At 67.2% G+C, this 22,590-nt stretch carries 27 protein-coding genes and 1 riboswitch; of the genes, 12 read left to right on the top strand and 15 right to left on the bottom strand.

The window, feature by feature from the left end; genetic code table 11:
• From Q0Q48_RS25720 to Q0Q48_RS25705, 4 genes are all read left to right on the top strand, one after another.
• A partial coding sequence (locus Q0Q48_RS25720) for a helix-hairpin-helix domain-containing protein (protein ID WP_295144639.1) occupies positions 1-597 on the top strand: 597 nt, incomplete at its 5' end.
• Complete coding sequence (pgsA, locus tag Q0Q48_RS25715) at positions 597-1,184, top strand: CDP-diacylglycerol--glycerol-3-phosphate 3-phosphatidyltransferase (protein ID WP_295144636.1); 588 nt, start codon at positions 597-599, stop codon at positions 1,182-1,184. The genes Q0Q48_RS25720 and pgsA, both read left to right, overlap by 1 nt.
• Positions 1,181-1,432, top strand: a complete 252-nt coding sequence (locus Q0Q48_RS25710; RefSeq protein WP_295144633.1) for a MoaD/ThiS family protein — start codon at positions 1,181-1,183, stop codon at positions 1,430-1,432. The genes pgsA and Q0Q48_RS25710 overlap by 4 nt, the downstream gene beginning before the upstream one ends.
• A gap of 4 nt (positions 1,433-1,436) precedes the next feature.
• Positions 1,437-1,907, top strand: a complete 471-nt coding sequence (locus Q0Q48_RS25705) for a molybdenum cofactor biosynthesis protein MoaE (RefSeq protein WP_295144630.1) — start codon at positions 1,437-1,439, stop codon at positions 1,905-1,907.
• Positions 1,908-2,040: 133 nt separating this feature from the next.
• Here Q0Q48_RS25705 and Q0Q48_RS25700 read toward each other — a convergent pair whose 3' ends face one another.
• The 6 genes from Q0Q48_RS25700 to thiO all read right to left on the bottom strand — a co-directional run bounded on the left by Q0Q48_RS25700 (position 2,041) and on the right by thiO (position 7,288).
• Complete coding sequence (locus Q0Q48_RS25700) at positions 2,041-3,741, bottom strand: cyclic nucleotide-binding domain-containing thioredoxin-disulfide reductase (protein ID WP_295144627.1); 1,701 nt, start codon at positions 3,739-3,741, stop codon at positions 2,041-2,043.
• A 37-nt stretch (positions 3,742-3,778) separates the two neighbouring features.
• Complete coding sequence (locus tag Q0Q48_RS25695) at positions 3,779-4,738, bottom strand: HesA/MoeB/ThiF family protein (RefSeq protein WP_295144624.1); 960 nt, start codon at positions 4,736-4,738, stop codon at positions 3,779-3,781.
• Positions 4,735-5,334 (bottom strand): thiamine phosphate synthase, encoded by a 600-nt coding sequence (locus Q0Q48_RS25690; RefSeq protein WP_295144622.1) that lies wholly within the window; start codon positions 5,332-5,334, stop codon positions 4,735-4,737. The genes Q0Q48_RS25695 and Q0Q48_RS25690 overlap by 4 nt, the downstream gene beginning before the upstream one ends.
• Positions 5,335-5,338: 4 nt before the next feature.
• Entirely contained in the window at positions 5,339-6,115 is a 777-nt protein-coding gene (locus Q0Q48_RS25685; RefSeq protein WP_295144619.1) for a thiazole synthase, read from the bottom strand.
• A 2-nt stretch (positions 6,116-6,117) separates the two neighbouring features.
• Positions 6,118-6,315: a sulfur carrier protein ThiS gene (thiS, locus tag Q0Q48_RS25680; RefSeq protein WP_295144617.1), complete on the bottom strand. Its 198-nt coding sequence runs from the start codon at positions 6,313-6,315 to the stop codon at positions 6,118-6,120.
• Entirely contained in the window at positions 6,284-7,288 is a 1,005-nt protein-coding gene (gene thiO / locus Q0Q48_RS25675; protein WP_295144612.1) for a glycine oxidase ThiO, read from the bottom strand. The genes thiS and thiO overlap by 32 nt, the downstream gene beginning before the upstream one ends.
• A riboswitch (TPP riboswitch) is annotated at positions 7,284-7,401 on the bottom strand. Its footprint overlaps the gene before it by 5 nt.
• A 57-nt stretch (positions 7,402-7,458) precedes the next feature.
• Here thiO and Q0Q48_RS25670 point away from each other — a divergent pair.
• The gene (locus Q0Q48_RS25670; RefSeq protein ID WP_295144609.1) at positions 7,459-8,019 is read left to right on the top strand and encodes a hypothetical protein; all 561 of its coding nucleotides are present in this window, start codon (positions 7,459-7,461) and stop codon (positions 8,017-8,019) included.
• A 10-nt stretch (positions 8,020-8,029) separates the two neighbouring features.
• On the opposite strand, the gene Q0Q48_RS25665 is transcribed toward Q0Q48_RS25670, so the two are convergent.
• Together Q0Q48_RS25665 and Q0Q48_RS25660 are read right to left on the bottom strand one after the other, a co-directional pair.
• Positions 8,030-8,962: a branched-chain amino acid aminotransferase gene (locus Q0Q48_RS25665; protein WP_295144606.1), complete on the bottom strand. Its 933-nt coding sequence runs from the start codon at positions 8,960-8,962 to the stop codon at positions 8,030-8,032.
• 132 nt (positions 8,963-9,094) lie between these two features.
• Positions 9,095-9,736, bottom strand: a complete 642-nt coding sequence (locus tag Q0Q48_RS25660) for a glutathione S-transferase family protein (protein ID WP_295144603.1) — start codon at positions 9,734-9,736, stop codon at positions 9,095-9,097.
• Positions 9,737-9,838: 102 nt separating this feature from the next.
• Here Q0Q48_RS25660 and Q0Q48_RS25655 point away from each other — a divergent pair, with 102 nt between their 5' ends.
• The 4 genes from Q0Q48_RS25655 (at position 9,839) to Q0Q48_RS25640 (ending at position 13,567) form a co-directional block, all read left to right on the top strand.
• On the top strand, positions 9,839-10,336 hold the full coding sequence (locus tag Q0Q48_RS25655; RefSeq protein ID WP_295144600.1) for a MarR family transcriptional regulator: 498 nt from the start codon (positions 9,839-9,841) through the stop codon (positions 10,334-10,336).
• A 6-nt stretch (positions 10,337-10,342) separates the two neighbouring features.
• Entirely contained in the window at positions 10,343-11,047 is a 705-nt protein-coding gene (locus Q0Q48_RS25650; protein WP_295144598.1) for a response regulator, read from the top strand.
• Positions 11,044-12,399, top strand: a complete 1,356-nt coding sequence (locus tag Q0Q48_RS25645; protein WP_295144596.1) for an ATP-binding protein — start codon at positions 11,044-11,046, stop codon at positions 12,397-12,399. Before Q0Q48_RS25650 ends, Q0Q48_RS25645 begins: the two co-directional genes overlap by 4 nt.
• Before the next feature lie 76 nt (positions 12,400-12,475).
• Positions 12,476-13,567: a branched-chain amino acid aminotransferase gene (locus Q0Q48_RS25640; RefSeq protein ID WP_295144593.1), complete on the top strand. Its 1,092-nt coding sequence runs from the start codon at positions 12,476-12,478 to the stop codon at positions 13,565-13,567.
• A 162-nt stretch (positions 13,568-13,729) separates the two neighbouring features.
• Here Q0Q48_RS25640 and Q0Q48_RS25635 read toward each other — a convergent pair whose 3' ends face one another.
• The 5 genes from Q0Q48_RS25635 to Q0Q48_RS25615 all read right to left on the bottom strand — a co-directional run bounded on the left by Q0Q48_RS25635 (position 13,730) and on the right by Q0Q48_RS25615 (position 16,893).
• A complete protein-coding gene (locus Q0Q48_RS25635) occupies positions 13,730-14,068 on the bottom strand; it encodes a tRNA-binding protein (RefSeq protein WP_295144591.1) in 339 nt (112 codons plus the stop codon).
• Positions 14,069-14,171: 103 nt separating this feature from the next.
• On the bottom strand, positions 14,172-14,606 hold the full coding sequence (locus tag Q0Q48_RS25630) for a phasin family protein (protein WP_295144589.1): 435 nt from the start codon (positions 14,604-14,606) through the stop codon (positions 14,172-14,174).
• 129 nt (positions 14,607-14,735) lie between these two features.
• Entirely contained in the window at positions 14,736-15,359 is a 624-nt protein-coding gene (locus Q0Q48_RS25625) for a TetR/AcrR family transcriptional regulator (protein ID WP_295144586.1), read from the bottom strand.
• Entirely contained in the window at positions 15,356-16,153 is a 798-nt protein-coding gene (gene proC / locus Q0Q48_RS25620) for a pyrroline-5-carboxylate reductase (RefSeq protein WP_295144583.1), read from the bottom strand. The genes Q0Q48_RS25625 and proC overlap by 4 nt, the downstream gene beginning before the upstream one ends.
• Positions 16,154-16,158: 5 nt before the next feature.
• A complete protein-coding gene (locus Q0Q48_RS25615; protein WP_295144578.1) occupies positions 16,159-16,893 on the bottom strand; it encodes an enoyl-CoA hydratase-related protein in 735 nt (244 codons plus the stop codon).
• A gap of 69 nt (positions 16,894-16,962) precedes the next feature.
• Between Q0Q48_RS25615 and Q0Q48_RS25610 the strand changes: the two genes are divergently transcribed.
• Genes Q0Q48_RS25610 through Q0Q48_RS25600 form a run of 3 tightly spaced genes read left to right on the top strand, consistent with a single transcriptional unit; the run spans position 16,963 to position 20,919 of the window.
• Positions 16,963-17,229, top strand: a complete 267-nt coding sequence (locus Q0Q48_RS25610; protein WP_295144576.1) for an accessory factor UbiK family protein — start codon at positions 16,963-16,965, stop codon at positions 17,227-17,229.
• A gap of 10 nt (positions 17,230-17,239) precedes the next feature.
• A complete protein-coding gene (locus Q0Q48_RS25605; protein WP_295144575.1) occupies positions 17,240-19,255 on the top strand; it encodes a hydantoinase/oxoprolinase family protein in 2,016 nt (671 codons plus the stop codon).
• Entirely contained in the window at positions 19,252-20,919 is a 1,668-nt protein-coding gene (locus Q0Q48_RS25600; RefSeq protein ID WP_295144573.1) for a hydantoinase B/oxoprolinase family protein, read from the top strand. Before Q0Q48_RS25605 ends, Q0Q48_RS25600 begins: the two co-directional genes overlap by 4 nt.
• Before the next feature lie 156 nt (positions 20,920-21,075).
• On the opposite strand, the gene Q0Q48_RS25595 is transcribed toward Q0Q48_RS25600, so the two are convergent.
• Both Q0Q48_RS25595 and Q0Q48_RS25590 read right to left on the bottom strand, forming a co-directional pair.
• Positions 21,076-21,732: a glutathione S-transferase family protein gene (locus tag Q0Q48_RS25595; protein ID WP_295144570.1), complete on the bottom strand. Its 657-nt coding sequence runs from the start codon at positions 21,730-21,732 to the stop codon at positions 21,076-21,078.
• A gap of 208 nt (positions 21,733-21,940) precedes the next feature.
• On the bottom strand, positions 21,941-22,576 hold the full coding sequence (locus tag Q0Q48_RS25590) for a hypothetical protein (protein ID WP_295144568.1): 636 nt from the start codon (positions 22,574-22,576) through the stop codon (positions 21,941-21,943).
• Positions 22,577-22,590 lie beyond the last annotated feature (14 nt).

Raw genomic sequence — 22,590 nt, 5'->3', positions numbered from 1 at the left:
CCGGAAGGCTTCAACAAGAACGCCTACCGCAAGTTCAACATCAAGACCGAGGGCGCCGCGGGCGATGACTTCGCCATGATGCGCGAGGTGATGACCCGCCGCTTCGGCCGCGCGCTCAAGGAGAATCCCGAGCGCGACGACGAGCACTGGCCTGACCTTCTGCTGATCGATGGCGGCCAGGGCCAACTCGAAGCGGTTCGCGGCGTGATGGCCGAACTCGGGCTCGAGGACATTCCTCTGGTCGGCATCGCCAAGGGGCCGGACCGCGATGCGGGCCGCGAGCGCTTCTTCATGACCGGTAAACCGCCCTTCTCGCTCGAGCCGCGCGATCCCGTCCTCTACTTCCTGCAACGACTACGGGACGAAGCGCATCGCTTCGCGATCGGCACTCACCGCACGCGCCGTGCGGCAGACATGACGCGCTCGGCGCTCGACGAGGTGCCGGGCATCGGCGCCGGGCGCAAGCGTGCTCTGCTCAATCATTTCGGCAGTGCCCGTGCCGTTTCGGGCGCGACCCTGGAAGACATCAAATCGGTGCCGGGAATCTCCGATGCACTCGCCCAGAAAATCCATGACCACTTCCGGGGCGGCCGGTAATGTCCGGGTCGATGCTGTTCAATCTTCCCAACATGCTCACCCTGTCGCGCATCGTCGCGATTCCGCTGGTGGTCGCGTGCTTCTGGCTCGATCGCGGCTGGGCGCAGTGGCTGTCGATGGCGCTGTTCGTGGCCGCCGCGGTGACAGACTGGTTCGACGGATATTTTGCGCGGCGCTATCACCAGATCTCGCGCTTCGGCCGCTTCCTCGACCCGATCGCCGACAAGCTGCTGGTCGCCGCCGCTTTGGTCATGCTGGTCAACAACGGCACCCTGGGCGGCGTCAACGTGCTGGCCGCCCTCATCATCCTGGCCCGCGAGATCCTGGTTTCGGGCCTGCGCGAGTTCCTGGCCGAGTTGCGGGTCGGCCTGCCGGTCAGCGCGCTGGCCAAGTGGAAGACGGCCGTGCAGATGGTGGCGATCGCCGCGCTGCTGGTCGGCGACTCCGCCGCGCACTGGGTTACCCAGGCCGGCATCGTCATGATCTGGATCGCCGCCGCCCTCACCCTCATCACCGGCTACGACTATCTGCGCACCGGCCTGCGTCACATGGCGGAAGATGCGCCGCCGGCGGGCGGCCAGAAGTGAAGATCCGCTATTTCGCCTGGATGAAACGCACGGTCGGAGTGCCTGAGGAAGAGGTCACGCCACCGGCTGGCATCGACACGGTGGGCGACCTCGTCGTCTGGCTGCGCGCGCGCAGCCCCGGCCACGCCGAGGCGCTGGCCGAAGGGGCCGCCTTCGGGGCCGCCGTCGACCAGCGCACCGCGACCTTCGACGTGAAGCTCGCGGGCGCGCGCGAAGTCGCCTTCTTCCCGCCCTTCACCGGTGGCTGACATCATGGCCGTCCGCGTCCAGGAAACCGACTTCGATGTCGGTGCCGAGCTGGCCCAGCTCACCGACGGCAACAAGCGAATCGGCGGGCTCGCGGTGTTCGTCGGTCTCGTGCGCGAGATGCATGTGCGCGAGGGTTATCATCGCGACCGGGTCGATGCGCTGACGCTAGAGCACTATCCCGGCATGACCGAGACGGCGCTTCAGGAGATCGAGGCCGAGGCGAACCGGCGCTGGCCGCTCGAAGCGACGCTGATCGTTCACCGCTACGGCCGGATGGAGCCGGGCGAGCGCATCGTGTTGGTCGCGGTCGGCTCGCCACACCGCGAAGCCGCCTTCGAGGCCTGCGAATTCCTGGTCGATTGGCTGAAGACCAAGGCGCCCTTCTGGAAGCTGGAAGAGACGCCGAAGGGCGAGCAGTGGGTCGGTGCCCATGAGGAAGACGACGCCGCCGCCGCGCGCTGGGAGAAGAAGTAAGCTTCGTCGTCTCGACCGGAGCCGCGCAAAGCGCGGCGTAGCGGAGAGACCTTCTCTCGACGATTAGCCGGCTTTCGGCAGAAAGAAGGTCTCTCCACTCCGTACCTTCGGTGCTCCGGTCGAGACGACGGATCTATTTTATCTTCTCAGCCACCTCGCCCATCGCCTCCAGCACGCCGTGGATCTGGGCGACCACGTTGGCGCCCTCGCCGATCGCAGCACCCACACGCTTCACCGAACCGTAGCGCACGTCGCCCACGGCGAAGACGCCCTGTACGTTGGTCTCGTAGGCGAGCGGCGGACGCTCCGGGCACGGCGCCTCGACGTCGGCGCCGGTGCGGATAAAGCCGGTGCGGTCGACGTCGATGCCGCAGTCTTTCATCCATTCCGTCGAAGGCTCGGCGCCCAGGAACTGGAAGACGTGGCGGATCGGCCGATGCGTGTCGGCGCCGCTGGGACGATGCCGCCACTTCACGCCGCTCAAACCGCTCTGCTCGGAACCGACCAACTCGACGATCTCGGTTTCTGCCAGCACTTCGACATTCGGCGCCGCCGCGATGCGATCGATCAGGTAGCGCGACATGGTCTCGGCGAGACCGGGGCCGCGGACCAGGATCCAGACCTTCGCGGCATGGCCCGACAGGAACACCGCCGCCTGCCCCGCCGAATTGCCGCCGCCGACGATGACCACCTCGGCGTTCGAGCAAAGCTTGGCCTCGATGGGCGAGGCCCAGTACCAGAGGCCGCGATTGAGGAAGTGATCGAGGTTGGGCAGCGACAACTTGCGGTAGCGTGCGCCCGAGGCGATCACGACGGTCTTCGCCTGCACCTTCCAGCCGTCGGTCATTTCCAAGGTCATCGGCCGCTCGAGGCCGCCGCCGCAGTCGAGCCGCGCCACTTCGAGCGGGATGACGAACTGCGCGCCGAACTTCTGCGCCTGCACGAAGGCCCGCGCGGTCAGCGCCTGGCCCGAGATGCCGGTCGGGAAGCCGAGATAGTTCTCGATGCGGGCGCTGGCGCCGGCCTGGCCGCCGAAGGCGCGGGTTTCCACGACCAGCACCGACAGGCCTTCCGAGGCGGCATAGACGGCCGTGGAGAGACCCGCGGGGCCCGAGCCCACGATCGCGATGTCGTAGATCCTCGGCTCGGCACTTTCCTGCAGCAGGCCGATGCAGAGCGCCAGCTCCTGGTCGCTGGGATTGCGCAGGATCGTGCCGTCGGGACAGACGACCAGCGGATAATCGTCGGCGTCGGGCGACAGGCGCTCGATCATCTTCGCCGCGTCGGGATCGTTCTCGGGATCGAGGATGGTATGCGGTTGTCCGTTGCGCGTCAGGAAGCCCTGCAGGCGGATCATGCCCGGCTGGGTGAGCTCGCCGACCAGGATCGGCCCGACCAGATTGACCTCGATGAGGCGGACGCGGCGCAGAATCAGCGCCCGCATGATGCGCTCGCCGAGTTCGGCCTCGGCGACCATCAGGGCGCGCAGCCGGTCGTGCGGCACGATCAGGGCCTCGACCTCCTCCTCGGCCCGGACGTCGACCATCGCCGGCTGGCCCGAGAGCTCAGCCAGCTCGGCCGCGAAATCGCCCGGTCCCATTTCGACGATGGGAGAGACATGACCCAGCCCGTCATGGCCGAGGATGGCGATGCTGCCGGACAGGATCACCGACATGCCCGGACTGTCATCGCCGGTCCGTGCCAGCAACTCGCCAGCCTTGAAATGCTGCTTGCTGCCGAAGCGTTCGATGCGCTTCAGCTCGGCCGCCGTCAGCACGGGATACATCTGATGGCGGCGGGTCTCTTCCATCGTCGGTGGAACGGAATTGGCCACGCCGGAGCTCCTCTGGTGCGGAGCCACTTTGGCTTCTCTAGCCCAAGGCCACCAGCGCAAGATTTGTGACACCCCGCTCGCGCAGCCGATCGGCCGCCATCAGCGCCCGCTGGCCGCTGCGGCAGGCCAGCACGACCCGGCCGTCGGGCGTGCCCAGCTCGTCGATCGTGTCGACGACCAGCCGCCGCGCACCGGCGAAGGGCGAGACCGGCGCCTCGTCGAGGCCGCGCAGGTCGACCACGATGTCGTCGGATCGCACCTGATCGGGCGCGATGAACGCCACCCGTTCCTCGGGTTCGGGACTGCCGGTGAAGTCGAAGCCGCCGAAGCCGACGCGCCTTGCGTCGAAGGTGACGACCCGGCCCAGCACCGAAGGCTCGAGGCGGAGCAGGTAATGCAGCGTGAGGTGCGCCTGCAGGCTGCCCATCGTCGCCACCGCGGTGCCGATCACGCCCACCGTGGCGCAGGTTCCGCCATCGACGGACACCTCGGGAAACACGGCGCGATAGCTGGCACCGCCGCCGCAGAAGACGCCGGCATAGCCGGTCATGCCGATCACCGAGGCACTGACCAGCGGCTTGGCGACGGCCTGGCAGGCGTCGCTCAGCATGTAGGTCACGGCAAAGCTGTCAGCGGCATCGACGACGATGTCGGCGGCCGCAACGAGCTGCGCCGCATTCTGCGGCGTGAGCCGCTCGGCGACCGTGTCGATGCGAACATGCGGATTGAAGCGCTGCAGCGTCGCCTTCGCGGCCTCGACCTTGAGCTTGCCGATGTCCGGCATGCCGTAGAGCGGCTGGCGATGCAGGTTCGTCTCCTCGACCGTGTCGTGATCGACGATCGTGAGCCGCCCGACACCGGCACCGCTGAGATACTGCAGCACCGGGCAGCCGAGACCGCCGGCGCCGACCACCAGCACCGAGGCGGCGGCGAGGCGCGACTGCCCCGCGTCGCCGATCTCGGGCAGCACGGCCTGGCGGGCGTAGCGGTCGGTCATGACCTTCTCGTCGCTTCGATCCAGGCCCTGACCTGACCCATCGGATTGGCATGGTTCACGATGTCGCCCACGACCGAGGCAATGTCGGCGCCCGACTTCAGACAGAGCAACGCGCGCTCGAGGGTGAGACCACCGATGGCGACCAGCGGCCGGTCGCCGATCAGCTTCTTCCATTCGGCAAGACGCTCGGTGCCCTGCGGCGCCCACGGCATCTGCTTCAGCTTGGTCGGCCAGATCGGGCCAAGTGCGACATAATCGGGATCGATGGCCATGCCCTTGTCGAGCTCGGCATGGTCGTGCGTGCTGATGCCGATCCTGAGGCCGGCGCGGCGCACCGCCTTCACGTCGGCATCGACCAGGTCTTCCTGGCCGAGGTGGACCCACGAACAGCCTTCGTCGATCGCGACCTGCCAGTAATCGTTCACGACCAGGTCGGCGCCATGTTGTTCGCAGACGGCTTTGGCCTCGCGCACCTGACGGCGGATCTCGGCCTCGGGCTGGTCCTTGATGCGCAACTGGATGAGCTTCGTGCCGATGGGCACCAGCTTCAGCACCCAGCTCGAATCGGGCACCACGGGATAAAACGGATCCAGCATCTCTCTAGTCTCCAAGCGCGGCCTTGCCGATCACCGGCGTCGACGGCACGGCCATGTCACGCGGCTCCATCGGCCGCGCAAGATAGGCGGCACGACCGGCTTCGACACCGAGCGCGAAGGCACGCGCCATCTCGACCGGATCGCCGGCTTCGGCCACCGCCGTATTGAGCAGCACCGCGTCGTAACCCAGCTCCATCGCGGCGGCCGCGTGTGAGGGCACGCCCAGTCCGGCATCGACCACCAGCGGGATGTCGGGGAAGTGCGCGCGCATCGAGCGCAGGCCATAGACGTTGTTCAGGCCGCGCGCCGAACCGATCGGCGCGCCCCACGGCATCAGCACCCTGCAGCCCGCCTCGACCAGCCGCTCGGCAACCACGAGATCCTCGGTCGTGTAGGGAAACACCTCGAACCCGTCCTCGGAGAGGATGCGCGCGGCTTCCACGAGACCGAACACGTCGGGCTGCAAGGTGTCGGCCTCGCCGATCACCTCGAGCTTGATCCACGGTGTGTCGAACAGCTCGCGCGCCATGTGCGCGGTCGTCACCGCCTCCTTCACCGAATGGCAGCCGGCCGTGTTGGGCAGCACGCGCACGCCCATCGACTGGATGAGCGACCAGAAGCTCTGGCCGGCCCGCCCCGCGCCGCTCTCGCGCCGCAGGGAGACGGTCACCACTTCCGCACCCGACGCCTTGACCGCGCGTTCGAGGACCGCCGGCGAGGGATAGCGCGAGGTGCCCAGCAGCAGCCGCGACTTCAGCTCGACGCCGTAGAAGGACGACATGGTCACCCTCCCTGCATCGGCGCGACGACTTCGATCCTGTCGCCGTCGGCCAGTTCCGTGCGCGGTCGCGCGGCAGCCGCGACGAAGCGGCCGTTCACCGCCGTCGCGATCTTGCGACCACCGAAGCCCAGCGTTTCGAGCGCCGCGGCCAAGGTGCCCGGCGCGACCTCATGCATGTCGTCGTTCAGGAATATCCGCATCTCTCGTCTCCAGAAGAACCGCATCGGCCACCTGCCGCGCCAGCCAGGGCGCGAGCAGGAAACCATGCCGGTAGAGCCCGTTGGCGTGCAGCACACGGCCCGCACGCCTGACGCACGGCAGGTTGTCGGGAAAGGTCGGACGCAGGTCGGCGCCCAGCTCGACGATCTCGGCCTCGCCGAAGGCCGGATGCAGCGTGTAGGCCGCGTTCAGCAGCTCGACCGCGGAGCGCACGCTGACGGCGCGGCGTTCTTCGCTTTCGATCATCGTCGCGCCGATCATGAAGACGCCGTCGCCGCGCGGGACGATGTAGAGCGGGATGCGCGGATGCAGCAGCCGCACTGGCCGCGACAGCGACACGTCGCGCGTCCGCACCACGAGCATCTCACCGCGCACGCCGCGCAGCTCGGGCAGCGCATCGCGGGCGGCCATGCCGCGGCAATCCACGACGAAGCGCGAACCGGCTTCCGAAGGGTTTGCATCGACACCGAAGCGGATCGGAACACGCCGCGCCTCGAGGCCGGCGGCGAGCGACGAAAGAGCCTTGCGCGGATCGAGATGGGCTTCGTCGGCAAAGAACAGCGCACGACGGAAGCGGCCCGCGAGGTCGGGTTCGAGGGAAGCGACGCGGTCGCCGTCGATCCACTCGTAGCGCTCGGTCCGGGCGGCGAAGCGCGTGAGGTCAGCGGCGTCGCGCGGCGGCGTGAGGACCAGGCTGCCCTGACTGACGGTCCCGGGAAAATGGCGCCGCCACCAGTCGATCGACGGCTCGCCCAGACGGGCGACGATCTCGTCCGTGGTCGCCCGCTCGCACCAGGGAGCCAGCATCCCGCCGGCCATCCATGAGCACGCGCTTTCGCCCAACTGGCCGGCGCGCTCCAGCACCTCGACGGCGACGCCGCGCCCGGCAAGCTCCGTTGCACAGGCAAGGCCTGCGACGCCGGCTCCGATGATCGATACGACAGGTGAACCCACAGCTGACTCCCGTTCCTTCGCCGGCATGACCCGGATCAGGTTCAAAGGGTTCAGCCATCAAGGCTGTCTCAGCCCGTCTCCTGCAGGAAGATCAGGCACCCCTCGGACGCTATCGAGAAAAGGGGATTGCAGGCCCCGATGTCAAGCGGGGGCGGCCTCGCCTATTGTTCATGGCTGGCAAGGGAGTTTCGATCATCGGCTCGCTATTTGAAGCCGTCTTCGCCGTCATCGGTCTGATCGCCCAACTGGCGCTTGGCGTCGTTGTCTGGCTGTTTCAGCCGCTGATCCGCGCGCTTCGCGCGGTCTTGGGTGCCGACCGTACCAGGGCCGCGCCGAATGCGATCAAGCCGCGTGAGCTACCCCAAGGCGCGATGGACGGTATCCTGACGGCTCTACAGGCCGGCGGAGAAGCCACCACGGAGCTGCCCGCCGGCTGGCGCGGTTTCCATTCCGCCATTTCGAGCGAGTCCGAACGGATCGTCGATGTGGCGATCGGTACCGAGGTCCGCCTGATCCTCGAGCCCGAAAATCCGGATCGCGAAGACGCGGTCCGCGCCGACGTCGACCTGCCCGACCAATCCACGGTGCGGATCGGCCCTCTACGGCGATGCCACGAACTGAGCCGAAGCATCGCCCATGGCCGAGTCCGCTGCTGGTTTGCTGCCCGTCGCCGGTCCTTGCGGGCCGGCGCGTGGGAAGCCGTCCTCTTCGTCGCCGTTTATGATCCGTAAGCGCCGCAGGTCACGCCGCCAGCGACGGTGACGGCGTCATGAGATGTGTGGCCTCGCCGAAGCCTTCGCTGTCGGGTTCGCGCACCAGCTTCTGGAAGTCGGCCATCAGCGTCTTCGCCACGGGACCGGCCTGGAAATGGTGCTGGTCGATCGAGCCGACCGGCACGATCTCGGCGGCGCTGCCGCACAGGAAGACTTCGCTCGCCTGCCCGAGTTCCTCCGGCATCACGTCTCGTTCCTCGACCGTCCAGCCGCGCTTCCTCGCCATGCCCATCACCGCGCGGCGCGTGATCCCGTCGAGGAAATTGTGCGGCGTCGGCGTGACCAGCTTGCCGTCGATCACCAGGAAGATATTCGCGCCCGTGGTCTCGGCGATGCGCCCCTGCCAGTCGAGCATCAGCGCGTCGTCGAAGCCGGCCTTGAGCGCGCGGTCCTTCTCGATGCCGCAGATCACGTAGAGGCCCGCCACCTTCGCATGGCCCGGCGCCGTCTCCGGCGAGGGCCGGCGATACTTCGCCAGGGTCACGTTGATGCCGGCGTCGCGCGCCTGCACCGACAGGCGGCCTTCCTGGGCCCACGGGGCGATGGCGAGGTGGACCGTCGTGCCGATCGCCGACACGCCCAGCACCTCCGAACCGCGCCAGGCGATCGGACGGATATAGCCCGCGGTCAGGTCGTTGGCCTTCACCACGGCGCGGGTCGCCTCGTCGATCTCCTCGCGCGACCAGGGCAGGCTGTAGTCGAGCAGGTTGGCGGAGCGGATCAGGCGCGCACTGTGGGCGGAGAGGCGGAAGACGCGGCCGTCATAGATGCGCTCACCCTCGAAGACGGCCGAGCCGTAGTGCAATGCGTGGGTGAGCACATGCATGCGGCTGTCGCGCCACGGCACCAGCTTGCCGTCGAGCCAGATGAAACCGTCCCGGTCATCCATGGTTAAGGACATTGCGATATCCCTCCTAGATTGATTCCAAATAGGTCTCTGAGGTGATCCTCAGAACAACTATTGGTCTAGATAGGTCAATAATACTGACTTTGTCAAACACACTGACCCTGCGCGTTTTCCGCCGTTCGAATTTCAGGTGAGGAGGAGAGGCATTCCCGGATCGCCCTTCTGCATCGCCCGCCGGTAGGCAGGACGGGCCGCGATGCGCTGGAGATAGGCGCGGATCGCGGGATAGGGCGCGAGGTCGAAGGGCAGGAAGTTGCGCATCGTGGTCAACGTGAAGACGGCCATGATATCGGCCGTGGTGAGTTCATCCCCCGCCAGATGAGCCGATTGCGCGAGCCGCGCCTCGACATGGCCGATCGCCAGATCGAGCCGGGCCTTCATGGCCTTGATCAGGGGATTATCCAGCGGCAGATCGAGCCGGCCGAGGATCATGTTCCGCCCCGTGGCCGGCTGGAGCGTGCCGTTGGCGAAGTGGAACCAGTAAAGGAAGTGCGCGAAGTCGGGATGATCCGGCGCCAGCACCAACTGGCCCTTGCCGTACCTGGCGACGATGTACTCGACGATGGCGCCGGATTCGGCCAGCAGCACGTCGCCATCCTGGATCACCGGCGCCGCGCCGAGCGGATGCAGGGCCTTGTACTCCGGCGGGGCGAGCCGTGTGACGGCGTCCCGGTCATAGACCTTGAGATCGTAGGGGACGCCGAGTTCCTCGCAGAGCCAGACGATCCGCTCGGACTGCGACATGCCGAGATGGTGAACGGTAAGCATGGCGCCCTCGCACGGTTTCGGAAAATTTCTCGACGGAGGGTCGCGCGGTAACATCGCCTCGCGCGGGGTGTCAACGCAGCGCGCACGCACTATAAAGATCGCGTGGAATCCAGAGCCCCCGCCAACCCCCTGTTCCTGCGCGACGAAGAGCTGCGCCAGGGCATCGAGCTGATGTTCTATGCCTATCGCGACTTCACCTTCGAATCCGACCAGCAGCTCCGGCACTACCAGCTTGGCCGCGCCCATCACCGCGCCCTCTATTTCATCGGCCGGCACCCCGGCCAGACCGTTGGTCACCTGCTGTCGATCCTGAAGGTCACCAAGCAGTCGATCAGCCGCGTGCTGAAGGACCTCATCGGGCAAGGCTATGTCGAGCAGAAGAGCGGTGCCCGCGACCGCCGCGAGCGCCTGCTGTGGCTCACGCCCAAGGGCCAGGAGCTCGAGCGCGACCTGACGGATCGCCAGAGCCAGCGCTTCGCCCGGGCCTATCGCGAGACCGGCGCCGAGGCGGTGGAGGGCTTCCGCAAGGTCCTGCTGGGACTTCTCGATCCGGCCGAGCGCCAGGTCCTCGACAAGCGATTGCGCGGCGGCGGCCGCTAGCGCGCCATGGACGCGTCGACCGAAAAACCGCACATCCTGGTCGTCGACGACGATACGCGCCTGCGCGAACTCCTGAAGTCGTTCCTCTCGCGCAACGACTTTCGCGTGTCGACCGCGGCCAGCGCCGCGGAGGCGCGACAGCGGCTGGGCTCGCTCGATTTCGACCTGATCGTGCTCGACGTCATGATGCCGGGCGAGACCGGGCTCGAATTCGCGACCGAGCTGCGCCGCACCGACGACGTGCCGATCCTGATGCTGACGGCGATGGTCGAGACCAAGGATCGCATTGCCGGCCTGGAGCGGGGTGTCGACGATTATCTCGGCAAGCCCTTCGAACCGCGTGAACTCCTGCTGCGCATCCAGAGCGTGTTGCGCCGGGGCCGGCCGGCCGGCACGCCCGCCCCCACCGAAGCACGACGGCAGGTGACGTTCGGCCCCATGCAGTTCGACATCGAACTGGGCGAGCTCACCGACAAGGGCAAGCGCCTGCCATTGACCGATGCGGAGATTGCCCTGATGCGCGCCTTCGCCGGCCGCATCGGCGAGGTGCTGAGCCGCGAGACGCTGTGCAAGATCATCGGCGCCTCCGTGAACGAGCGCGCCATCGACGTGCAGGTGACCCGGCTCCGCCGCAAGATCGAGCCCGACCCTTCGTTCCCGCGCTACCTGCGCACGGTGCGCGGCCAGGGCTACCGGCTGGTCGACGCATGAAGTGGAGCACCATCGGCGATGTCTTCGAGCGCATCGCGCAATGGTCGGACAAGCATTCGCCGCAGACCCTGTTCGCGCGCGCCCTCATCATCATCGTGGTGCCGATGCTGCTGCTGCAGGCGCTGTCGGCCTGGTGGTTCTACAGCCAGCGCGGCGACAACGTCACCAACCGCCTGGCCATCCTGCTGGTGCGCGACCTGCGCCTGCTGATCTCGCTGCGCTCGGACTTCCCCGACGACGAGCACCGCCAGTGGATCCTGCGCCGCTCCGCCCAGGACCTGCTGCTGTTCGTGTCGTTCCGCAAGGGCATCGTGCGGCCCTTCAAGGAGCCTGAGTATTTCGACATCGTGGCGCGCGAGGTGCAGGGCGCGCTCGAGGCCGACCTGAAGCGGCCCTTCTTTCTCGACAACAATATCGGCGGCGGCCAGCTGCTGGTCGAGATCCAGCTCTCGGACGGCGACGTGATGGACGTGCTGGTGCCGCATGTGCGCCTCACCTTCGGCTCGAGCTTCGCCTATGTCCTGGCCCAGCTCGGTCTCGCCCTGGTCCTGTTCGGCCTCGCCATCTGGTTCATGCGGCGCGAGCTGGTGCCCATCGAGCATCTCGGCGTGGCGGCCGACGCGCTCGGCAAGGGACGCGACGTGCCCGACTTCGCCTTTTCCGGCGGCACCCGCGAGGTGCGCAACGCCGCCACCGCCTTCCACACGATGCGCATCCGCCTGCGCCGCTCCATCCAGCAACGCACCGAGATGCTGGCGGGCGTCAGCCACGACCTGCGTACGCCGCTCACCCGCATGAAGCTCTCGCTGGCGCTGCTGCCGGATTCGCCGGAGGTGCGGGAGTTGTCCGACGACGTCGACGACATGCAGCGCATGATCGAGGGCTATCTCGCCTTCGCGCGCGGCGAGGGCGACGAGGATCCGGTGATGTCGGACCTCTCCGAGATCCTCGAAGATGTCGCGGCCGGCGCGCGCCACGGCAAGGCCAGCCTCGAGCTGTCCTTGAAGGGCGACATGAACGTCGAGCTGCGGCCGATCGCCATCAAGCGCTGCCTGACCAACATCGTGTCCAATGCCCAGCGCTATGCCAGCGAGATCCGGATCGAGGCCGTGCGCGGCCGCACCACCGTCGAAATCACGATCGACGACAACGGTCCCGGCATCCCGCCGGAGAAGTACGAGGATGTGTTCCGGCCCTTCCTGCGTCTCGATCAGTCGCGCAATGCGGCGACCGGCGGGGTGGGGCTGGGCCTCAGCATCGCCCGCGACGTGGCGCGCAGCCACGGCGGCGACGTCACGCTGGCCGCCTCGCCGCTCGGCGGTTTGCGCGTGATCGTGCGAATTCCGCTGTGAGCGGCGCCCGGGGACTTGCGGCGCGGCCGCGTATGATAGAGTGACGGAACTTCTTCAGAGAGAAATGTCCAAGACAATGTCCAAGACACCGCTTCAGTTCACGCACGTCCCGCATCCTTCGCCGCTCCCCGCCGAGAAGCGCGCCGAGCTGCTCAAGAATCCGGGCTTCGGCCGCGTCTTCTCCGACCACATGGTGACGATCCGCTATCACGAGTCCAAGGGCTGGCACGATGCCAGGATCGAGCCGCGCGCGCCGATCCCGATGGATCCGGCGGCCGCTGTCCTGCACTACGCCCAGGAGATATTCGAGGGGCTGAAGGCCTATCGCACCGCCGACGGCGGCGCGACGCTGTTCCGCCCGCTGGAGAATGCCCGCCGTTTCCAGCAGTCGGCCGAGCGGCTCGCCATGCCGGTCCTGCCCGAGAACGTGTTCCTCGAGGCCGTCGACCAGCTGGTGAAGATCGACCGCGCCTGGATCCCGGAGGGCGACGGCAGCCTCTACCTCCGGCCCTTCATGTTCGCCAACGAGGTCTTCCTCGGCGTGAAGCCCTCGTCCGATTACCTGTTCATCGTCATCGCCTCGTCGGTCGGCGCCTACTTCAAGACCGATGCGCCCGCGGTTTCGGTCTGGGTCTCCGAGGATTTCACCCGCGCGGCTCCCGGTGGCACCGGCGCGGCCAAGTGCGGCGGCAACTATGCCGCCAGCCTGCAGGCGCAGGCCGAGGCGACGCGCCACGGCTGCGACCAGGTCGTGTTCCTCGACGCCGTCGAACAACGATGGATCGAGGAGCTGGGCGGCATGAACATCTTCTTCGTGTTCGACGACGGCTCGATGATCACCCCGCCGCTCGGCGGCACGATCCTGCCCGGCATCACGCGCAGCTCGCTGCTCACCCTCGCCAAGGACAAGGGCATCAAGGTGGGCGAGGAGCGCTATTCGATCGAGCAGTGGCGCAAGGATGCCGCCAGCGGCCGCCTGCGCGAGGCCTTCGCCTGCGGCACCGCCGCCGTCGTCACACCGATCGGCACGGTGCGCAGCAAGGACGGCGAGTTCAGGATCGGTAACGGCGGCTCCGGTGCCAGGACCGAGGAGCTCAAGGCCGCCCTCGTCGGCATCCAGCGCGGCCGCACGGCCGACCCGCACGGCTGGATCCACAAGGTCTTCTAGTCACCACTGACCTCATCCTGAGGAGGCCCGAAGGGCCGTCTCGAAGGATGGGCAACAGGCGAGGTGCTCGTGCCCATGCTTCGAGACGCGCTCCTGCGGAGCGCTCCTCAGCATGAGGTGATTGTTTGAAAAGCCGACGGAATTCTTCCGGGCGCCGAACGACTAAAACAGCTTGCCGCCATTCGGCACGGGCTTGGTCGGCGCGATCAGCACGACGCTGCCGTCGGCAGCGGGGAAGCCGAGCGTCAGGACTTCGGACATGAACCTGCCGATCTGGCGCGGCGGGAAGTTCACGACCGCCGCGACCTGACGGCCGACCAGTTCCTGCGGCGTGTAGTGCACGGTGATCTGCGCCGAGGATTTCTTCGTCCCGATCTCGCCGCCGAAATCGATCAGCAGGCGATGGGCGGGCTTGCGCGCGCCTTCGAGCGGGGCGGCCTCGACGATGGTGCCGACGCGAATGTCGACACGCTCGAAATCTTCGTAGGTGATGGATGTCATGATGGCGCGGAGCCTAGAGGCGTCCCCGCAAAAGAAAAGGGGCCACGTACGCGGCCCCTTTCCCGGATCGGCGACAGGCCGACCCACGCTTACTCTAAAACGCTTACTTCTTGGCGATCGCGGCCTTGACCTCTTCGGTCAGCTCGGCGACGCGGGCGCTCAGCGCCGTCACGGCGTCGGCCTGGCCCTTGGTGTAGAGGTCGGCCAGTTCCTTGGTGTTGGTGATGGCCGAGTCGTAGGACTTCTTGATGAAGTCGATCTGCTTGGCGGCCTTCTCCTCGACGGTCGCGGCGGCGAGCACTTCGCTGCCGTGCTTGGAGAAGTCTTCCATCGCGGCGCGGACCATGTCGCCCTGGCGCTGCGCGATCGTCTTCATCTGCTCGACGGCGGCGGTGTTGAGCGAGGTCATGGTCGCGAAGTTCTTGCGCGCGGTCTCGACGAACGTCTCGACGTTCACGGTCGGGAGCTTGAACTCGCCGGCGACCTTGCTGAAGTCGAAGTCGGCGAAGGGGTTCTTGAAGGCACCGTTGGCGTACATGGAAATCTCCTTGAGGGACAAAGCAAGGCTGAACTGGGGTGCCCCGCTTTGCTGCGGTGCACAATGAAGCTCAATTTAGGGATGCCTTGCAGTGAGTCAAGGGGAGTTTTTGTGCACCGCACAAAATCTTCACGCGTCGGGCGAAACCGGAGGTCCTGACGGCGCGCTGGCGCGTGGAGATTTCACATATTTGTCAAAGAGTTGCGACCAGCGCTCGGCCGTCTTCAGACGGTTGTCCAACGCCGCCATCGTCTTGGAGAGATCCTGGGTATCGTCGCGGTCGAACACCCGCGACACGGCATAATGAATGGCCAGCAGACCATTCTGCCGCAGCGCACCGGGGACCCCGTCGCTGGCCAGCGACGCAGCCTCCAGCATCGCCGCCATCGAGCGGCGAAGGCCCGGACCCATCGCCATCGCGAGCATCGGGTCACGAGTCCCCGCGCGACGCAACGCCCGCAGCGCCGCGCGGTAGGGCCGGAGCGCGTCGTAGCGGCGCATCATCACGTCGAACAGCCGGTCGCGTGCCGTCTCCTCCGGATCGACCGAGGACGCCGTGCCCGCCATCACGTCCGCATCGATGCGCGCCATGAAGGCTGCCGCCAGCGCAGTCTTGTCGGGATAAAGGCGATAGAGATCGGCGAACTCCAGCCCCGCCGCTTGCGCCACGTCGCGCAGCGCCACGTCCGCATACCCCTTCTCGGCGATCAGGCCGAGGAAGGCATCGAGCGCTTTCTCGCCATCCGCCGTCATCCCGCCAACTCCTTCGAACGATGTGAGGCTGCGGCCAGCGCCTTGTCGAACACCGGTTGGATGCCGTCGCTTGCCATCAGGACCTGCAGAGCTGCGGCGGTGGTGCCGCCGGGACTGGTGACGTTAACGCGCAACTGCGACGCCGGCTCCTTCGATTGCTTCAGCAGTTCGCCGCTGCCCACCACCGTCGCACGGGCGAGCTGCATGGCCATGTCGGCCGGGAGGCCGGCCTTCACACCCGCCGCGGCCATCGCCTCGACCAGCAGGAACACATAGGCCGGGCCGCTGCCGGACAGGGCCGTGACCGGATCCATCAGCGCCTCGTCGTCGGCCCACACGACCTGGCCGACTGCCTCCAGCAGCTCGTGACAGCGCTTCTTCTCCGCCGCCGTCACGCTCGCCGCCGCCGTCGCGACGGTGATGCCCTGGCGCACCGCTGCCGGCGTGTTGGGCATGGCCCGCACGATCTTCGCCGCGTGTCCGAGACGGGCCGCGAAATAGCCCAGCGTCTTGCCGGCCGCGATCGACAGGAACACCGCCCCCTGCCCGGCAAAGCGCCGCAGATCGACCAGCGTCTCGTCCATCGACTGCGGCTTCACCGCCAGCACGACGATCTCCGGCATCTCCGCCATCTCGGCCGAGGAGGAGACGACGCGGACGCCGGCGTGCCGGGGGCGGATCGCCTCGACCGGCTCGGCGACGACGATGTCGGCAGCCCGAAGGCCGCGCGCCAGCCACCCGTCGAGCATGGCGCCGCCCATCTTGCCGCAACCGACCAGCAGCAGCTTGCCCATGGCGATCAGCGTCCCTTGAACTTCGGCGTCCGCTTCTCGCGGAAGGCGGCAGCGCCCTCCTTGCGGTCGTCGGAGTTGGCGATGGTCTCGAGCTTGTACCGCTCCGGCACGAACACCTCGGCCGGACCGCGCGGCAGGGTCTGGTTGGCGAAGTCACGCAGGGTGCGGATCACCAGCGGCGCGGACTCGGCAATCACCTTGGCCATGCGGCGCGCCTCGGCACGCTCCTGGCCCAGCGGCACGACCTTGTTCACGAAGCCCACGTCATAGGCGCGCTTCACGGAAATCTCCTCGCCGAGCAGCAGCAGCTCCATCGCGACCTTGTGTGGCATGCGCGAAACGATGCCCGGCATCAGCCCCCCGAACACGCCGACCTTGGCCTCAGGGTACATGAACTTGGTGGTATCGGCAGACACCATGAGGTCACACGTCATCACGAGGCAGATACCGCCGCCGATCACCCAGCCCTGGGTGGCGGCAATGACGGGCTTGGTGAGCGCGTGGCTGACATGCGGCACGGCCTTCCACATGGCGGCGGGCGGATTATTGAGGTCGGCGCCGACGCAGAAGGCCGGGCCGTCGGCCTGCAGCACGGCGACCAGGTCGTCGCCCTCCTCGAAGGCGCGATAGGCCTCGTAGAGCCCGTCGCACAGCTCCTGGGTCAGCGCGTTGCGCTTCTCCGGGCGCATCATGGTGATGGTGGTGATGCCTTCGCTCGACTCGACTTTGACCAGACTCACGGCGTCCTCCAGTGCTTCTTGCGCGGGATGCTACCAGCCGCCCATACTCGCCGCATCAGGAGACCTGCCATGCAAACCCGCAATCCGTTCATCGACGACCTCACCAAGGTGGCCAACGGCGCCATGGGCGCGCTGACCGGCATGAAGGACGAGGTCGAGGCCCGCTTCCGCGACCAGATCGCCAAGATCCTGGACGGCATGGACATTCCGCGGCGCGACGAGTTCGACGCCGTGAAGGCGATGGCCGCCAAGGCGCGCGAGGAGAACGAGGAGCTCCGCAAGCAGATCGCCGAGCTGCAGGCCAGGCTCGCCGGCCCCTCCGACCCCCAAGCGTAGGACGCGAACCATGCGCGTCGGCGTCGAGGTTGGCGGAACGTTCACCGACCTCGTCGCCGTCGAGGGCGGCCGGGTCGTCGTCACCAAGGTGCCGAGCACGCCGAAGTCGCCCGATGTCGGCGCTTTCGCGGCGCTCACCGCGTCGGGCATCGATCTCGCGCGCATCGAGGATCTCGGCCACGGCTCGACCGTCGCCACCAACGCCGTGCTGGAGCGCAAGGGCGCGACCGTGGCCTTCGTCGCCACAGCGGGCTTCCGCGACCTGCTGTTCATGCAGCGCCACGACCGGCGCAACATCTACGATCTCTTCTATGCCAAGCCCGCGCCGCCGGTGCGCCGCAAGGATTGCTTCGAAGCGGTCGAGCGCCTGCGCGCCGACGGCTCGGTCGAGACGCCGCTCGACGAAGCGAAGGTGAAGGCTGGGCTGCTGCCTGCCCTCAGGGATGGAGGATACCGCGCGGTCGCGATCTGCCTGCTGAACGCCTATGCCGACCCGGTGCACGAGAAGCGGCTCGCTGAGTTAATCGCCGAGGCGCTGCCGGGCGTGCTGGTGACCTGCAGCCATCAGGTGGCGCGCGAATTCCGCGAATTCGAGCGGGCCTCGACGACCCTGCTCTCCGCCTATGTGCAGCCGGTGATCGACGGCTACCTGCATCGCTTCGAGAACAAGCTCGCCGACGCGGGCTTCAAGGGCCGTTTCACGGTGATGCAGTCCAACGGCGGACGCCTGCCTGCCGAGGCGATGCGCCAGAGCGCGATCACCGCGCTCTATTCCGGCCCCGCGGCCGGCGTCGTCGGCGCCACGCGCCAGGCCGCCCGCTCGGGCTTCAAGGATCTCATCACCTTCGACATGGGCGGCACCTCGACCGACGTGTGCCTGGTGCAGGATGGCCGTCCCTCGCTGGCGGCCGAGACCGAGATCGACGGATTGCCGATCCGCACGCCCGTGCTCGACATCGTTTCCGTAGGCGCCGGTGGCGGCTCGCTCGCCTGGGTCGACGATGGCGGCATGCTGCGGGTCGGTCCGCAGAGCACCGGCGCCGATCCGGGGCCCGCCTGCTACGGCCGCGGCGGCACCGAGCCCGCGACGACCGATGCGCATATCGTGATCGGCACGATCCGGCCCGGCGCGTTCCTGGGCGGCCGCATGAAGCTCGACGGAGAGGCGGCGCGGCGCGCCTTCGAGCCGCTGGCCGAACGCTTCTCTCTCAGTGTCGAGCAGGCCGCCGCCTCGGCGCTGCAGCTCGCCGACGCCAACATCGTGCGCGCCATCCAGCTCGTCTCGACCGAACGCGGCCGCGATCCGCGCGACTATGCGCTGGTGCCGTTCGGCGGCGCCGGTCCGCTGCATGCCGCCCGCATTGCCGAGGAGCTCGGCATCTCGACCATCGTCGTGCCGCCCAATGCCGGCGTGATCTCGGCCTACGGGCTGGTCGCCTCGGACTACACCAAGTTCGATGCCGTCACGCGCAAGATGAAGCTCGACGACACGGCGGCCCGCGACGCCGGCCGTATCTTCGGCGAGATGCGGGACAGACTCGCCGCGCAGTTCGCCGGGATGAGGCTGCCGGGCACACTGGACTACACCCACACGCTCGACATGCGCTTCGTCGGCCAGGCCTTCGAGGTCGGCGTCGAGGTTCCGGCCGATCGGCTGGGCTCGCTCGACGCGGCCTGCCTCGCCAGCCTGTTCGCGGATGCCCATCACCGCACCTTCATGCACGGCGCCAATCTCGACCGTCCCGTCGAGATCGTGACCCTGAGGGTTGGCGCCACGCTCCCCATCGGCGGCGCCCCGAAGCTCGACCGCGAGAAGCTCGAGCAGCGCGCGCCCGAACAGGCGAAGATCTTCCACGGCGAAGCCTGGCTCGACTGCGCCCGCCACACCGCCGAAGCGCTGGCCGCGGGCCAGCAGATCGTCGGCCCGGCCGTCATCGAGGGCTACACCGCCACGACCTGGGTGCCGCCGGGCTGGACGGCCGGACTCGACGAAGCGGACAATCTGATCCTCCGGAGATCGCCATGAGCCAGCTCGGTCCGATCGACTATGCCGTTATCAGCCAGGCGCTGATCGCCGCCGCCCGCGAGATGGGCGTGAAGCTGATCCGCTCCGCCTACTCGACCATCCTGCGCGAGGCGCGCGACGGCTCGGCGGGCCTGATGGACCGCGACGGCAACACGGTGGCGCAGGCCGAGCTGATCCCGATGCAGCTCGGGCCCATCGGCGAGACCCTGCGCGCCTGCCTGCGCCGCCATCCCGTCGAGACGCTGAAGGAAGGCGACTTCCTCATCAACAACGACCCATTCGAGGGCGGCCAGCACATTCCCGACGTCTTCATCTTCACGCCGATCTTCGTGGGCGGCCGGGTCGTGGGCTTCGGCGCCTCGGTGGCGCACCATCTCGATCTGGGCGGCGGCGCGCCCGGCCTCAACATCCACGCCTCCGACGTCTATCAGGAAGGGCTGCGCTTCCCGCCCTCGCGCTACAGTTTCGAGCAGGACTGGAACGGCGGTTCGTTCGAACGCCTGGTGACGGCCAACGTGCGCGTGCCCGACCTCACCATCGGCGACTTCAATGCGCAGTTCGCCGCCAACGCGATCGGCGTGATGCGGGTGAAGCAGCTCTGCGAGCGCTACGGCACCGACAAGCTCGAGGCGGCGATGCGCGAGATGCAGGATTATTCCGAGCGCCGCGTGCGCGCCGCCATCGCCCAGGCCCCCAAGGGCACCTTCTACGGTGAGGATGCGGTCGACGACGATGGCCTCACCGACGAGCCGCTGGTGGTGAAGGCCAAGGTCACCATCGCCGACGATTCGGTCGAGATCGATTTCGAGGGCACCTGCGCGCAGGTGAAGCGCAACCTCAACTGCCCCTACTCCAGCACGCTCTCAGCGGCGCTCGCCTGCGTGAAGTCGGTGCTGACCAGCCCCGACATTCCCTACAACGAGGGCATGGCGCGGCCGATCGCGATCAAGGTGCCTTACGGCTCGCTGCTCAATCCCAGGCCGCCGGCGCCGGTGCGGGCGCGCATGATCCCGGCCTATCGCGTGTTCAACGCGGTGATGAAGGCGCTGGCGCAGGCGCTGCCCGACAGAGTGATCGCCACCGGCTTCGACTGCACGACCGCCTTCTGCCTCTCCCATCTCGGCGAGAAGGGTTATAGCGTCTATCTTGAAATCTTCGGCGGCGGCTACGGCGCCTCGAAGGACGCCGACGGCTGCGACGCCGTCGATTCGCCACTCAGCAACTGTTCCAACGCGCCGGTCGAATCGCTCGACATCGACTACGGCTTCTTCCGCATCGTCGGCTACGAGCTGGCACCCGATTCGTTCGGCCTGGGCGCGCGGCGCGGTGGCGCGGGCTTCACCCGACGCTGCGAGATCCTGCGCGACGACGTGCAGCTCGCCATCTACTCCGACCGCTTCCGCCTCGCCCCCGAAGGCCTGCTGGGCGGCGAGCCCGGCCAACGTGGTTCCTGCCGCGTCTTCCGCGCCGACGGCCGCGTCGAGGAGCTGAAGAGCAAGGCCGCCCTCGATCTCGGCAAGGGCGACATCGTCGAGATGTTCGTGGGCGGCGGCGCCGGCTTCGGCCGCGTGGTCGAACGCCCCGATGCGATGATCGAACGGGACTTGGCCGACGGCCTCCTCACGCGCGATCCGAGAAGCGCGCGTAAGCTCGCGGCGGAGTAACTGGGGTCTCCACCAACCTCATGCTGAGGCGGCTGCAGAGCAGCCGTCTCGAAGCATGGCACGAGCACTGCGTTCGTTGCCCATCCTTCGAGACACCGCGCACGCGCGGCTCCCCAGGATGAGGTGGGTGTTTGATCTTTCTGGATCGGAAAGACTCTACACGTAACAGTGCAGTCGCTTGCCCGGCAGCAGGTCGTACGGCGCCTTCCAGCCGGGCAGTGCGGCCATGCGCAGAAGCCACGCGTTCACCGCAGGATGGCTGACCGCCAGGTCGTAGCCGGCTTCGTGCCTGGGGAACGACAGATAGGCCATCATCGAGATATCGGCGATGGTCGGCCGGTCGCCGATCGCGAAGGGACGATCCGCTAGGTGGCCATTCAGGATGCCGAGATAGTCGTCGATGCGCTTGCGCAGGAAGGCGAGCACGGCTTGATCGGCCGACGGGGTGAAGGCGCGCATGTAGCGATAGGTCGCCATGTAGCCGGTGAGCTTGTGATTGTCCCAGAACAGCCAGCGCAGGATCTCGAATGTTTCCGCCTCGGTCTCTCCGCCGAACAGGCCATATCGAGCGGCGAGCTGCAGCAGGATCGGCGCGGTCTGGGTCAGGCGCTGGCCATCCTCTTCGAGTACGGGGATCTCGCCCATCTCGTTGACCGTGGCGCGCCACTCCGGCGTGCGCGTGACGCCGCCGCCGAAATCGGTCCAGACCGGCTCGAAGGTCTGGCCGCACAGGGTCAGCATCAGCGCCAGCTTGTAGCTGTTGCCCGACTCGGGGAAGTAATGGAGGCGATAGGTCGGCGACGGTTGGCTCATGGTGCGAGCCTAGACCGGCCCGGCCGCTCTGCCGAACGGGGTTCGATAGGTCTTAGATGAAAGAAATTTGCCTGAAGGGCGCCCTTCGCGCTGTCGCGGCAAAGCAAAGGTCCCTCGCTACGCTCGGGATGACAACGCTTTTGGAACGCACGTTGTGCGCCAAGGCAAAATTGTCATCCCGAGCGTAGCGAGGGACCTTTCCCCTTCCTCACTTTGTCGGCTCTGCCCCAGTCATCCCGTAGAATTCGATGGCGTAGCGGCGATCGGGGTCCTTTGCGTTCATGTCGACGCGAATAGTGGAGGGATACGGCCCGCCACGGACGTTCCTGAAGCATGCAGGCGAGGCGCCAATTTGTGGGTGTGATGGAGGTGGGCACGAAAAGAATCCAGCCTGGTGCAGGTCCTTGCGGACCAGCCCAAGGGCGACGCCGGCATTGAAGGCTTCGAAGGTGGCCTCATACCAGTAGATGACCACGCTCGATCTGGCCGTGACGTCCGGATATGCGGCGCGATCGGCAGGGGTCGTATTTCGAGAGAGATGCCACTCGACCCGTAGCTTGAACGGTATGTAGGCGACGGCATATCTGGTGGCGTTGACTGCACTCGCGTCGAGCTCCTGCAGGTCAATGCCGAGGGCGCGTTCGATGTCCTCTTTCTCGACGAACCCATCGTGTTCCTGAAGCATCGTCAGAGTCCGACGCCAGAGTTCGTCGAACTTCGGGCGCTCCATCACCCATCGGGCGTTTTGGGCAACGGCGGCTTTGGCCGTCAGCGCCACGTCGCCGAAGGCGATCGCCAGGCAACTCAGGAGGACCTGAAACCGCCGAAGAGAGATGATGCCCATGTTCCCATCAGTGC

It is taken from the genome of uncultured Reyranella sp. (genome assembly GCF_945957355.1).
Taxonomy (GTDB): Bacteria; Pseudomonadota; Alphaproteobacteria; order Reyranellales; family Reyranellaceae; genus Reyranella.
The sequence above is the reverse complement of the archived record's forward strand: the minus strand, read 5'-3'. Positions and strand labels throughout refer to the sequence as shown.